At 59.1% G+C, this 13,070-nt stretch carries 13 protein-coding genes; 9 read left to right on the top strand and 4 right to left on the bottom strand.

Annotated elements, in window-relative coordinates:
- The first annotated feature begins 79 nt into the window (after window positions 1–79).
- Entirely contained in the window at window positions 80–496 is a 417-nt protein-coding gene (locus ACFFK0_RS25015; protein ID WP_377473159.1) for a YlbF/YmcA family competence regulator, read from the top strand.
- 134 nt (window positions 497–630) lie between these two features.
- On the opposite strand, the gene gluQRS is transcribed toward ACFFK0_RS25015, so the two are convergent.
- Window positions 631–1,596: a tRNA glutamyl-Q(34) synthetase GluQRS gene (gluQRS, locus tag ACFFK0_RS25010; RefSeq protein WP_377473117.1), complete on the bottom strand. Its 966-nt coding sequence runs from the start codon at window positions 1,594–1,596 to the stop codon at window positions 631–633.
- Between the two features lie 111 nt (window positions 1,597–1,707).
- Here gluQRS and hrpB point away from each other — a divergent pair, with 111 nt between their 5' ends.
- A complete protein-coding gene (gene hrpB, locus ACFFK0_RS25005) occupies window positions 1,708–4,266 on the top strand; it encodes an ATP-dependent helicase HrpB (protein WP_377473116.1) in 2,559 nt (852 codons plus the stop codon).
- A gap of 78 nt (window positions 4,267–4,344) precedes the next feature.
- On the opposite strand, the gene ACFFK0_RS25000 is transcribed toward hrpB, so the two are convergent.
- From ACFFK0_RS25000 to ACFFK0_RS24990, 3 genes are all read right to left on the bottom strand, one after another.
- Window positions 4,345–6,051 carry a sensor domain-containing protein gene (locus ACFFK0_RS25000; protein WP_377473115.1) on the bottom strand — a complete coding sequence of 569 codons (1,707 nt, stop codon included), beginning with the start codon at window positions 6,049–6,051 and terminating at the stop codon, window positions 4,345–4,347.
- Window positions 6,052–6,142: 91 nt separating this feature from the next.
- On the bottom strand, window positions 6,143–6,859 hold the full coding sequence (locus ACFFK0_RS24995) for a PIG-L family deacetylase (RefSeq protein ID WP_377473114.1): 717 nt from the start codon (window positions 6,857–6,859) through the stop codon (window positions 6,143–6,145).
- 16 nt (window positions 6,860–6,875) lie between these two features.
- Window positions 6,876–7,184, bottom strand: coding sequence for a DUF1806 family protein (locus ACFFK0_RS24990; RefSeq protein WP_377473113.1), 309 nt, complete (start codon window positions 7,182–7,184; stop codon window positions 6,876–6,878).
- Between the two features lie 175 nt (window positions 7,185–7,359).
- Between ACFFK0_RS24990 and ACFFK0_RS24985 the strand changes: the two genes are divergently transcribed.
- From ACFFK0_RS24985 to ACFFK0_RS24955, 7 genes are all read left to right on the top strand, one after another.
- A complete protein-coding gene (locus ACFFK0_RS24985; RefSeq protein ID WP_377473112.1) occupies window positions 7,360–8,598 on the top strand; it encodes an MFS transporter in 1,239 nt (412 codons plus the stop codon).
- Window positions 8,599–8,685: 87 nt separating this feature from the next.
- Entirely contained in the window at window positions 8,686–9,519 is an 834-nt protein-coding gene (locus ACFFK0_RS24980; RefSeq protein WP_377473111.1) for a metallophosphoesterase, read from the top strand.
- A gap of 19 nt (window positions 9,520–9,538) precedes the next feature.
- Window positions 9,539–9,781 carry a hypothetical protein gene (locus tag ACFFK0_RS24975; protein WP_377473110.1) on the top strand — a complete coding sequence of 81 codons (243 nt, stop codon included), beginning with the start codon at window positions 9,539–9,541 and terminating at the stop codon, window positions 9,779–9,781.
- On the top strand, window positions 9,774–10,250 hold the full coding sequence (locus ACFFK0_RS24970) for a GNAT family N-acetyltransferase (RefSeq protein ID WP_377473109.1): 477 nt from the start codon (window positions 9,774–9,776) through the stop codon (window positions 10,248–10,250). The genes ACFFK0_RS24975 and ACFFK0_RS24970 overlap by 8 nt, the downstream gene beginning before the upstream one ends.
- Window positions 10,251–10,451: 201 nt before the next feature.
- A complete protein-coding gene (locus tag ACFFK0_RS24965) occupies window positions 10,452–10,952 on the top strand; it encodes a TRAP transporter small permease (protein ID WP_377473108.1) in 501 nt (166 codons plus the stop codon).
- Complete coding sequence (locus tag ACFFK0_RS24960; RefSeq protein ID WP_377473158.1) at window positions 10,952–12,244, top strand: TRAP transporter large permease; 1,293 nt, start codon at window positions 10,952–10,954, stop codon at window positions 12,242–12,244. Before ACFFK0_RS24965 ends, ACFFK0_RS24960 begins: the two co-directional genes overlap by 1 nt.
- A 36-nt stretch (window positions 12,245–12,280) precedes the next feature.
- Window positions 12,281–13,018, top strand: a complete 738-nt coding sequence (locus tag ACFFK0_RS24955) for a TRAP transporter substrate-binding protein (protein ID WP_377473107.1) — start codon at window positions 12,281–12,283, stop codon at window positions 13,016–13,018.
- The last annotated feature ends 52 nt before the right edge of the window (window positions 13,019–13,070 follow it).

Raw genomic sequence — 13,070 nt, 5'->3', positions numbered from 1 at the left:
CGGATCGGAATAGCAGAAGGAGTGTGCAGGAATGTCGGAGAAGGAAGAGCTGCTGCGAAAGTTTGCGGCGAACGGGGTCATGGAGACGTACTCGAATACGGAAATGATCGTCCGCGAGGATGTGCTTCAGAAGGCGAAAGAATTGGCGGCACTGATCTCGGAGTCCGCTGAAGTACAGCAGTACCAGAAGGCGGAGAAGCTGATTCAGCAAAACGAGCGGGTGCAAGGATTAATTAGTGCCATTAAGAAAAAACAAAAAGAGATCGTCGCGTTCGAGACGACGTTCAAAAATCCCGATATGGTCGCGAAGATTGAATCGGAGATCGAAGCGCTGCAGGATGAGCTCGACGGCATTCCGGTCGTCAGCGAGTTTAAGCAGACGCAGCAGGATATCAATTACTTGCTGCAGCTGGTCGTTACGGTTATTCGCGATCAAGTTGCGGATAAAATCAATGTGGAAGCCGGAACGGTGTCGGCGCCGGCGAGCTGCGAATAAAAGACGAAAAACTCCCGGCGACGGGAGTTTTTTTGTTCGGCTGCAGAAATGATGCGAAGCAGCTTCGTCGATAAGCGGGGAACTATGTTCGCGTACATTAATGAGCGGTGGGTACGCCCTGTAGTATTGCGCGATTAGGAGAGCATAAAGCCGATATATTCCGCTTGAAGTCTTGCCGGCTCGCGAGGCACGCGGCTGATAGAGAATTCTCGGACCAGCTCGTGAGCTTGTACCGGCTCAGGGCGATCGAGCAGGCCGCTCAGGCAAGCGAGCACGCCGATGATCCGCTCGGGCGATGCGCCTTGTGCTCGCAGCTCGGCGAGGCTCAGTGCACGGTGCCGTTTGGCCAGACGGCTGCCGTCCGCATCGAGCAGCAGCGGCACGTGAGCGTACTGCGGCGCCGGGAGTCCGAGCGCGACGAACAAGGCGAGCTGGCGCGGCGTGGAGTCGAGCAGGTCGGCGCCCCGCAGCACATCGGTGATGCCCATTGCGGCATCGTCGACAACGACCGCGAGCTGATAGCTGAACATGCCGTCGGCCCGAAGGACGACAAAATCGCCGCCGTTAGGGAAGCGCTGCATGCCGGCGACGCGGTCTTCGAAGGCGAACGTTTTCTCGTCGGCTGCTGTATGCATATGGAAACGCATGGAAGGCTGCTTGTGCCGTTCACGCTCTAAGCGCTCGGCTGCGGTCAGCTTTCTGCATGTGCCGGGGTATATCGGGCCTTCGGACGTCAATCCGTGCGGAGCATTGGCCATAGTCAATAGCTCGGCGCGGCTGCAGTAGCAAGGATACAGCTTGCCGGCGGCTTGCAGCTGAGCTAACGCTTCGGCATACAGCTGTTCGCGCTCGCTCTGAATATATGGGGCGTATGGGCCGCCCTTGTCGGGTCCTTCGTCCCAGTCCAGACCGAGCCATTGCAGGTCTTGCATAATGGATGCTTGATGCTGGGGGCGGGAACGCTGCTTGTCGATGTCTTCGATGCGCAGGACGATCGTACCGCCGCGGCTGCGGGCGTCTAGCCAGGCGAGCAGAGCGGTGCGGGCGTTGCCCAGATGAAGCTGTCCGGACGGTGTGGGCGCAAAGCGGCAGCGGATCATCGTTTGCGGTCTCCTTTGTATACGGGGTTGCCAAGAATATGTCATACTGTTGATCTATTGTAGCAAATTGTAGCGGAGGACAGAAGTGGGGAGAAGGGGAGTGGACGTCGGATGACGGGGGTGACATTGCCGATCGACGAGGTGCTGCCGGAGCTGCGGCAATGCTTGAGAGAACAAACCGGTGCGGTGCTGGTGGCCGAGCCGGGTGCGGGAAAGACGACGCGTGTACCGCTCGCTCTGCTGGAGGAGGACTGGCTGCAGGGTAAGCGCGTCGTTATGCTGGAGCCGCGCCGGCTGGCCGCCCGTTCGGCGGCCGCCTATATGGCCCGCTCGCTCGGCGAGCCGGTCGGGGCTGCCGTCGGCTACCGGGTGAGAGGCGAAACGAAGGTCAGCGCGGCGACGCGCATCGAGGTCATCACGGAAGGCGTATTGACGCGCATGCTGCAGAGCGATCCGTCGCTGGACGGTATCGGTGCGGTTATTTTTGACGAGTTTCATGAGCGCAGTCTGCAGGCGGATCTCGGGCTGGCGCTTTGCTTGCAGGCCCAGAGCCTGATCCGCGAGGATTTGCGGCTGCTCGTCATGTCGGCGACGTTGGACGCGGAACCGGTCTCCGGTCTGATGGGCGGCGTGCCCGTCGTCCGCAGCAGGGGGAGGACGTATCCGGTAGAGATGCGGTATCGGCCGGTTCAGACGGCGGCGGTGACGGCTGCGCAGCATCCGCTCGGCCGGGGGATCGAACAAGCGGTCGCCGCGGTTGTCCTGGAGGCGCTGCGGGACGAGACGGAAGGCGATGTGCTGGTGTTTCTGCCCGGAGCGGGAGAAATTCGGCGTACGGAGGCGCTGCTCGGCCAAGCGCTCAGCGCAGGATCGGCTCCGGGCGGCGGCCGGGTACGATTGGCGGCGCTGTACGGAGCGATGCCGCAGGAGGCGCAGGATCGGGCGCTGCAGCCTGCGGCAGACGGCACGCGCAAGGTCGTGCTGGCCACGGCGATCGCCGAGACGAGCTTGACGGTCGAAGGGGTTCGCATCGTCGTGGACAGCGGTCTTGCGCGCGTGTCGCGGTTCTCGCCGCGGAGCGGGATGACGCGGCTTGAGACGGTGCCTGTGCCGCTGTCTTCGGCGGATCAGCGGCGCGGCCGCGCCGGACGTCTCGGACCGGGCGTCTGCTATCGGCTTTGGAGCGAGGAGGAGGAGCGGCGGCTGCCGGCGCACGGCAAGCCGGAAGTGCTGGAGGCCGACCTGAGCTCGCTCGCGCTCGAGCTGGCCGTGTGGGGCGTTCGCGATCCGGCCGAGCTCGCTTGGCTCACGCCGCCGCCGGCGGCGGCGTACGAGCAGGCGCGCGAGCTGCTGGCGGAGCTCGGCGCGCTGGACGCGGCCGGGACGGTGACCGCCCACGGCCGGCGTATGGCCGAGCTGGGCGCAGCGCCACGGCTCGCGCACATGCTGCTGCGCGGCGCTGAGCTCGGGCGCGGCGCGCTGGCCTGCGAGCTCGCCGCTCTGCTCGGCGAGCGGGACCTGCTGCGCGGCGCCCCCGGCGGCGCCGACGCGGATATGCGCCTCCGCGTGGAGGCGCTGCACGCCCTGGCGGCCGGCGCAGACGCCCGGACCGCCGGCGCGGACCCGGCGGCGGCGAGCCGCGCCGCCGCCGAAGCGGGCGCCTGGCGGCGGATGCTCGGCATCCCCGCCGGCGCGAGAGGCATCCCGGACGAAGCCGGGATGCTGCTCGCCTTCGCTTACCCGGACCGGGTCGGGCAAGCGCGCGGCGGCGGCAAGTTCCTGCTGAGCGGCGGGCGGGGCGCCGCGCTGGGCGGCGATCAGCGGCTCGCCGCAGCGCCGTATATCGTCGCCGCCGATGTGGACGACGGCGGCACCGAGAGCCGGATCTGGCTCGCCGCGCCGGTCAGCCTCCCTGAACTGGAGCGGGCGATGCCGGATCGCATCGTCCAAGAAGCCTCGTTCGAATGGGACGGCGAACGGCAGCAGGTGCTGGCGCGAATAAAACGGAAGCTCGGCGTGCTTACGCTCAAGGAAGCGATCTGGGACAAGCCGCCTGAGGATGAGCTGCGCGCGGCATTGCTAAGCGGCATTCGCAGCGCAGGCTTAACGATACTTCCATGGTCGAAGGCATCCGAGCAGCTAAAGGAGCGAATCGGCTTCCTGCATCGCAACGATCCGGATTCATGGCCGGATATGTCGGAGGAGGGCTTGCTGGCAGCGCTCGACGACTGGCTCGGCCCGCATGTCGGCGGCATGCGCGGACGCTCCGACCTGCAGCGCCTTTCCATGACGGCAGTACTTGAGGCGGGATTAAGCTGGGAGCAGCGCTCCCGGCTGGAACGGGAAGCGCCGACGCACATTACGGTGCCTAGCGGGTCGCGGATTCCGGTCGATTACGGCGATCCGGAGCAGCCGACGCTTGCCGTACGGCTGCAAGAGGTGTTCGGCTGGACGGAGACGCCGCGCATTGCAGGCGGGCGAGTGCCGCTGACGCTGCACCTGCTGTCGCCGGCTCAGCGGCCGGTACAGGTGACGAAGGACCTCGCTTCGTTCTGGCGTTCGACGTATTTCGAGGTGAAAAAAGATCTAAAGGGGCGGTATCCGAAGCATTATTGGCCTGACGATCCGCTGCAAGCGACGCCGACGAATCGCGCCAAGCCGCGCAGCTAACGTTTCATCCACACAATAACAAAAATCCCGGGTTCACCAGCCGGACAGTTCAACGTCTCAGGTGAAACCGGGATTGTTTCATATAGCACCGTATTCGTCCGATATCGACTCCGCTTGCTTCGGCATGCCGAACAGGTACCCCTGCATGATCCGGCAGCCGAGCCCGGGCAGCGCCTTCCGCTGCTCCGCCGTCTCCACGCCTTCGGCGACGACATCCAGCTCGAGCTGCTCCGCCAGCCGGGTGATCGCCGTGACGAGCTGTGAATCCCTGACACTGCCGATGTTCCGGATCAAGCAAGGATCCAGCTTGATCGAATGCACCGGATAGCGGCGGAGAAAGCCAAACGGCGAATAACCGGAGCCGAAGTCGTCGACCGCAATCCGCACGCCCGCTTCGTACAGCTCCTGCAGCAGCCGGGCGGCTTGCTCCAGATCGTGCAGGAGGTCGGTTTCGTTGATTTCCAGCGTAAGCAAAGACGGGGGAAAGGACTCCTCTTCCAAGACGTTTAGCAGCCGGTTCGCCGTTCGGCTGCGGCCGAGCTGGCGAATCGAGACGTTTACGTGCAGGCGCAGGGCCGCGTTCCATGCAGAGTTCCATTCATGGATTTGGGCACAGCCGGAACGCAGCACCCAGTCGGTCAACGGTTCGATGAACCCGTTCGCTTCGGCGATGGAAATAAATTGATCGGGCAGCAGCAGCCTTCCGCCGTCCGGCCGCCACCGCGGCAGCGCTTCAAAGCCGACCGGACGGTCAAGCTGCGTATCCATCAGCGGCTGGTAATGCAGGAGGAACTGTCCTGCGGCAAGCGCATCGCGCATCCCCGCTAAGCTGTTGTAAGCGATCGTCTGATGTTCTCCATAGGCGAATGCGTAATCGTTCTTGCCGCGTTCTTTGACACGGTACATCGCCTTGTCGGCGAGCCTCAGCAGCGAATCCGGACAATCGCCGTCGTCGGGATACATCGCGATACCGACGCTGGCCGATAAGGTGACGGAATGGCCGTGGACGAAGAACGGCTTCGACAGCTCGCCGATCATGCGTTCGGCAATCTCGGCCACCTGCTTCGGCGTATCGATGGAGGAGAGAAGCACGACGAATTCGTCGCCGCCGATGCGGGCGACCAGGTCGAGATCCCTTACGCAGTTTTCCAATCGCATGGAGGCATAGCGGATCGTTTCATCGCCGATCAAGTGACCTAGCGTATCGTTGACGTTTTTGAAGCCGTCCAGGTCGAGCAGCATGATCGCGAAGCTTGCCGCTGCGCCCGGACGTGCAACAGAAGATGGGGAGAGCATGGCAGTCAGCCGATCCTGCAGCAAACGACGGTTCGGAAGTCCGGTCAAGCTGTCGTGATATGCGAGATGGTTAATCGTCATCTCGTCGCTCTTGCGCTGCGTAATGTCCTGAACGATGCAAAACAGGCTGTCGATATGTCCTTGCACGAGGCTTGGCAGCAGCGTAATCGTAACATCGATGCGTCTCGAGCCGCGAAGGAGCAGCGTCGTCTCTACATGCGCAGTTTCGCCTGTTTCCCAAGTGCGGATGCATGCTTCGGCGAATACGGAAGCTTCCTCCGATTTCAACCATGCCGCCAGGGGCTGATCCTGCATGTCCGGCGTACAGCCGCCCAAGAGCAGCGCTGCAGCCGGATTGTATGCTTGGCAAACGCCTTCCCGGTCAAGGATAAATATGGCATTAGGATTGTATTCAAACAAGGATCGATATCGCTCGTCCGTCTCTTTGAGCCGCGAGTCTTTTGGATACATCAAGTCATCTGTCATCATGAGCTCACCTGCAATCGGCTAAGAAGATAATTTCATTATAGGACGTTGCGGCGAGGATAAATAGGAATCACATCACAGTTTGAAACTTTTTTCATCGAAATCCTGAAAACAAGTCGTTTTCGCCGGGGGAGAACGGAGGTTCGGCCTGAATAAAGTATTCCGTTGTCCCGAATTGCCGGGCTACTTCCTCGTCCGGGCCCCACAGTCCGCGGTCCAGCTCGGTTTGGGAACGGTGGGCCCGGAACGCCAGCATTTTCGCTTTCCGGTAAGCGCTGATGTCGATTCTCGTAACTTGCTCTCTACAGAAGCCGTATCGCTCCGGTCGCTTCATCGCTTCGCCGAACGAAATATAGTAGAGCCGCAGCTCGGGGTAGACGACGCGCAGCGATTCGCAAGCGACTCGGGTCGCCCGTCCGATGGCGCAATGGTCCGGATGGCCGCCGATTCTCTCATGGAAGGTCAGGACGATGTGGGGCCGGTGACGGTGAATATGGGCGGCAACCGTACCGGCGAGACGGTCGACCGGTTCGCACTCTACAAGCTTGTCCCGAAGGCCGAGAAAATGAAGCTCCCGAATGCCGAGCAGCCGGCACGCCTCGCGCAGCTCGCCTTCGCGCAGCAGCGGCATCGTTTCCCGGTTTACGAACGGCGGATTGCCCATGCGCCGTCCCATCTCTCCCTTCGTTGCGCAGACGAGGGAGATCTCGACGCCTTGCTCGGCGTACTTCGCGATCGTACCGCCGAATATAAACGTTTCATCGTCGGGATGGGCAAGGACGAGCAGCATTCGCAGCGTTGATGAGGTCATCTGGCAGGTCTCCTTTCTAATCAAAACGAGTGCGGGACAGCTCGAGAGCCGTTGTCAGCTTGCCCTCGGCGTCGTGTCCGGCGAGCAGCAGCCGTCCGTTCTCGTCCAGTACCATGTGGGTCAAGCCTTCCACGCGAATCCAGCCTTGCTCCTCCAGCCTGAGCGCCGCACGATAAGGGCCTTCTCCGTGAAGATAGGTTTCAATAATATGGACCGGGATGTTGCGGGCAAAGCCGCCTGGAGTTACCTCGATATGGGTGAAGACGGTAGCGCCGGCAAAGCTGGAGAGTGCCGTCTCCAGCCGTTTTCGATCGATGAGCTGCATAGGAGGGTCACCTTCCCATATGGAATTATGCCTTCTATTGTCCCAGTTTTAGCGCAGAATAGCCAGTGCATATTGCAAATAATATCCATCGGGAGTAGCATATGGACATGCGGACTAATTGACCACAGGACTATTAATTGGGACCGCGACAACGAAGGGGGAACCGGCACAACAAATGTCAACGTTTCGCGCGGTACTTGCGCTGCCGGATGGCGTTCTTCGCTTTATCGGTACCGAGATGCTGCTCGGTATCGGGATCGGCATTCTCACAATGATTCAAAATCTCCACATGCTTGCCCTGCACATCGATCCGCAGCAGATCGGGATGATTACATCCGCAGGCACGCTCGCGGCCGGGCTTGTCGGACTGCCCGCCGGCATGCTCGTTACCCGGCTCGGACGCAAACGGATGCTCACGGCCGGCATGCTGCTGATGGGCGCCGCGACCGCAGGCTTCGGCCTCGGCTTCACGCAGCTGCATATGCTCCTTGCGATGCTGACGTGGTCGGTCGGACTGACGTTTCTCGTCACAAGCGAAATCCAGCTGCTCTTTCAGTATTGTTCGGAGAAAAAACAAGAGACGCTTGCGTATTCCATGCTCTTCGCGGTATTCACTTTGTTCACCGGCGTCGGTACGCTGCTCGGCGGCTATTTGCCCGGTCTGCTGGGCGGGATGACGACATTGTATCAAAACACGTTTTATTTGGGAGCAGCCTGCATAGCGGCAGGAGCCGTTCTGCGCGCTATTCTGCTTCCGGTCGACAAGCCGGCCAAACGGCCGCCGCCGGAACGGTCGACATACGTGTCCGCCAATCCGCCGCTCCGACGTTCATCCCCGGTCAAGCTGCTCATTTTATCGGGCTCCGTCTTTTTATTCAGCTTCAGCTTCAATATTGCCGGTCCTTATGCGAATGTCATCGTGCAATACCGGTACGGATGGTCGGATGAGCAAGTGTCGCTGCTGCTGAGTGCGAACGGCTTCGCGCTGTTCATCGGGTCGCTGCTGATGCCGATGCTGCTGGAAAGGCTGGGACCTGCCAAAGCGTTCGATGCAGTGTTCGCGCTGAATGTCCTATTTTCGTTCGCGCTCGGTATCCCGCTCGGGGCTTATTGGTTTGCCGCCGTGCTGGTTGTGCGCGGAGGCTGTTTTACGCTGTTGAACAACATGATTGAAAGCGAGACGATGTCGGCTGTGCCCGAAGCGGAACGCAACCGGTTCGCCGCGCTGCGCAGCGTATTTCGCGCCGGGGGAGGCGCGCTGGCCGCCTACGTCGGAGGCATTGTGCTGCAATCGAGGAATACGCTGCTGCCGTACTGGATTACGGCTGTAGGCCTACTGGTCACTTGGGCGTGGGTGCGCTGGGCGGCGATGCCCCGCATGCGGGCGGAGCGGGGAAGTGAGGCGGATCTGTAGGTCGGGTGGAAATGCATCTTTTTCCATGTTGCAACCTATGGTAATCTATCCATATCGACATCGAGACGTCTAGCCGGGGGTGAACGCATGCCAAGCTTTGACCTGATTTCCGATCTCCATGTGGACTTCTGGGTGCGGCCGTCGTGGAATCCGATCTTCTCCGCGCAGCAGCTGCATCGGCTGTTGAAGGCCGTCGTACCGGACATTCCTTCGCAGGTGCTTGTCGTTGCCGGGGATGTCGGACATATCAATAAACAAAACGTAACGCTGTTGCGCAAGCTGGCTGAAGTGTACCGGCATGTGCTCGTCGTGGCAGGCAATCACGATTATTATTTGCAAACGCCGGCGGAGCGTCACAAATATAAGTACCGGTCCGCGCTCCGGGTGGACGAGCTGCGCCGAATGCTGCAGCGCATACCGAACGTCCATTTCCTGGACGGCAGCTGCGTGAAGGTGGACGGGGTCACCTACGGCGGCTGTACGATGTGGTACGATTTTCAATACGGCATTCAAATATTGGGCGGCCATTATGCGCGCATTTACGATCATTGGAAACAGCACTCGAACGATTCCCGCTTTATTGCCGGGCCGGCCGGGTGGCTCGAGGAGCTGATCCGGGAAGAGAAGCGGAAGCTGGGACGGATCGTGGAGAGAGCCGACGTTATCGTCACGCACGTGGCTCCGGATTGGAGCCGCGTGCCGGAAGGACGGGAGCTGGAGCGTTCGACGAGTTATTATTATTTTGACGCGGAGCCGTACCGGAAGCATGCCGAAGGGAAGCTGTGGTGCTACGGACATGTTCATCGCCGGGATGATTATGTGCGGCATGGCTGCCGGTTCGTGAACGGTTCGCTTGGGTATCCGCACGAGCTGCACGGTGCGCCGCTGCCGGCTGTGCAAATCCGGTTCGGCGACGCTTAACGGGAAAGGGGATGCTATTGTGTCGGGAAAAGGAAGTCCGCTAGTGTGGCGGGAAGCGCTTCGGCAGTTGTTTGCCGATGCCGGTTATGAACGTGAAGAGCTGCTGCACATGATCGAGAGCTATGAGCAGCTGGCGGCCGATTTTGCGGCGCTGCTCGCGGAGAACGAGCGGCTGCGGGGAGAGGCGGCGCTGCGTAAGGCGCAGCCGGAAACGGGGCCGCATCATATGTCGAGTAAATTGTGGGAGGCCATTCATGAATAAACCGTCATGGGATGATCTCATCATTCGCGAGGTGGCGGCAACGAACGCCGATCTTCGCAGCTTGATCGCCAAGCTGGACGAGGACTTGCAGCAGCGGTATCCGGTTGAAGAAATTTTTACGCTAGATTTGGATGCTCCGGAGATGGATGAGGTTACGTTTATCGTTACCTTCATTAGCGGACAGGCTGTCGGCTGCAGCGCCATCCGGCCGCTGAACGGCGAGCAAGCCGAGCTGAAGCGCTTTTTCGTCGATCCGGCATTCCGCAAACGGGGCATCGCATCGCGTATGCTGGAATACTTGGAAGCTCGTTCCATTGAACGCGGCTTTAAGGAGCTGCTGCTGGAGACCGGTGAAGAGCAGCCTGAGGCGATTGCGCTTTACGTGAAGCATGGCTTTGCGCCGATCCCGAGCTACGGAGAATACGTAGATTGCCCGTCGAGCCGCTGCTATGCGAAAAGCATTGGATAAAAAATAGTACCCACATAACCCGAAGGTCCCGCTGTCCGTGCGAAGCGAAGGCGCCTTCGGTTTTTTTTATATGGCATCTGATAGTGATACCTAAAAAAACTACAAAAAAAACTAAAAGGGCTGGCGTTACGTCCGTTCAAATGTAAGCGCTATAATAACGGCATAACCGGTTGAATACAATGACCAAAAGGAGGGGCCGCATTGCAGCAAGTCAAACGAGCATTACTCGCGATCGACCGGTTCTTTGAGAACGTGGCGCTCATCGGATTGCTGTCGATGATTCTCATCGTTACGCTGCAGGTATTGACCCGGAAGCTGTTTCACTTCGTACTGTTCTGGTCCGAGGAGATTACGCTGCTTCTGCTCGTATGGTTCGCATTCATGGGCATAGCGATCGGATTCCGGGAGAAGCTTCATCTGGGTATCGATTCCTTTACAAGCAAGCTGCCGCAGCAATTCAATTGGTTGCTTGATAAAGTGATCGCGGTAAGCATCATCGCTTTCGGCGGATATTTAATGTATTACGGATGGGATTTCACAAAAATGATGAATGAATCGGAGCTTCCGGCAACCGGATTACCCAACAGTATTTTGTATGCCGTAATGCCGCTCACCGGACTGATGACCTGCGTGTATGCGCTGCTGCAGCTGTTCGGCATCAACACGTCCAGACACGGAGATATCGGAGGCGGACACGAATGATGGATACTTCCACCGCAATTTGGATCTTATCGATCAGCTTTGTACTGCTTGTCCTGCTTCGCTTTCCCATTTCGCTCTCGCTGGCAGGCTCATCCATCTTGACGCTTCTATACTTGAAGGTGCCGCTCGCGACCGTAGGCCAGACGATGATTCAAGGGATGAATTCTTATTCGCTCCTTACGATTCCGTTCTTCATTCTGGCCGGTCAAATCATGAGCGAGGGCCGGATGGCGCTGCGGCTCATCAATATGGCGCAGGTCATCGTGGGAGCGATTCGCGGGGGGCTGGCCATGGTCAACTGTGTGGCTTGCATGTTCTTCGGGAACATATCGGGCTCCGCGGTGGCCGACGTATCCTCGATCGGGTCGGTTATGATTCCGATGATGAAGAAAAAAGGCTATGATACCGATTATACCGTCGGCGTAACGGTATCCGCTTCCATTCAAGGCGTCGTCGTTCCGCCCAGCCACAATCTCGTGCTGTATTCGCTGGCAGCCGGCGGCGGCATCTCGATTACGAGCTTGTTTCTCGCAGGCATTGTACCTGGCATTATTCTCTGCTTGTCGCTGATGGTCACCAGCTATATCATCGCGGTAAGGCGCGGCTATCAAAAAGGCGAAGCGGTTCCGATGTCCGAGGTGCCGAAAATCATCCGCGACGGATTGCTGTCGATGATGACGGCGGTCATTATTCTGGGAGGCATCTTCACCGGCTGGTTTACGGCAACGGAAAGCGGCGCGCTCGCGTGTCTGTACGCGTTCATTCTGACCTTTCTCGTCTACCGGGACATTCCGCTGCGGCGGATGGGGGTCATCTTGAAAAGAACGCTCCGCACCGTATCCATGGTCCTGTTCTTAATCGCAGCCTCGGCTTCCTTCGGCTATGTGCTCGCCTTCCTTAAGGTGCCGGCCCTGGTGACCGAGTGGATGCTCTCGATATCGGACAGTCCGATCATAATTTTGCTGATTATCAACATTTTGCTGCTGCTCTTGGGGGCCCCGATGGATATGGCTCCGCTCATCATGATTATGACGCCGATCCTGCTTCCCGTAGTGACGGCGATCGGGGTCGATCCGGTGCACTTCGGGATTATTATGATGCTGAACCTGGGCATCGGCTTGCTGACGCCGCCTGTCGGTACGGTTCTGTTCGTTGGAGCCGCGATCGGGAATACGTCGATATCGCAGGCCACGCGGGCGATGATGCCGTTCTTCTATGTCCTGTGTATCGTACTGCTCGTGCTCACCTATATTCCGGAGCTGGTCATGTGGCTTCCGAACAAGTTTAAGTAATCATTCCAAACTTTACTTTTAGGGGCGATGGGTTCAATGAAAAAGACAATGGCAACATCCATGGGTTTCGTGCTGCTGGCCGGAGTCGTATTATCGGCATGCGGCAGCCGGACGAGCGAAACTACGGGGGCGGCCGGCGGGCAAGAGAAAAAGGCGGACGGGCCTAAATATACGTTCCGTTTAGCCGAGACGCATCCAGCCGACTATCCGACGACGATCGGCGACAAGAAGTTCGCCGAGCTCGTCAATCAGCGTTCGGAAGGCCGCATTAAGATCGACGTCTTCCCCTCGTCGCAGCTGGGGGAAGAAAAAGCGGTTATCGAGCAGGTGCAGCTGGGCGCAATCGAATTCACGCGGGTCAGCACAGGGGCATTAGGCGGCTTCAACAAAAATTACGAGGTATTCAGCCTGCCGTATATTTTCGATAATGAAGAGCATCAGTGGAAATTCCTTGAGGGCGAGTACGGCACGAAGCTGCTGGACAGCCTGGAGACATCCCGCATGAAGGGACTTGCGTACTACAGCTCGGGAGCCCGCCATTTCTACTCCCGCAAACCGATCAACTCCATCGCCGATCTGAAGGGACAGAAGGTACGCGTCATTCAGAACAAGGTCAATATCGATCTTATGAACGCGCTTGGCGCCAACGCGACGCCGATGCCGTACGGCGAAGTGTTCAGCGCCTTGCAGACGGGCGTTATCGATGCGGCGGAAAACAATTACCCTAGTTACTTCACCTCCAACCATTATCAGCAGGCGAAAAATATTATTTGAATATCAAGTTGCCTCAGCAAATCCTTCACATGCGAACATTTGTTTGATATAT

The organism is Paenibacillus chartarius (genome assembly GCF_042432825.1).
Lineage (GTDB): Bacteria > Bacillota > Bacilli > Paenibacillales > NBRC-103111 > Gordoniibacillus > Gordoniibacillus chartarius.
This window is presented reverse-complemented; position numbering and strand designations above follow the sequence as displayed.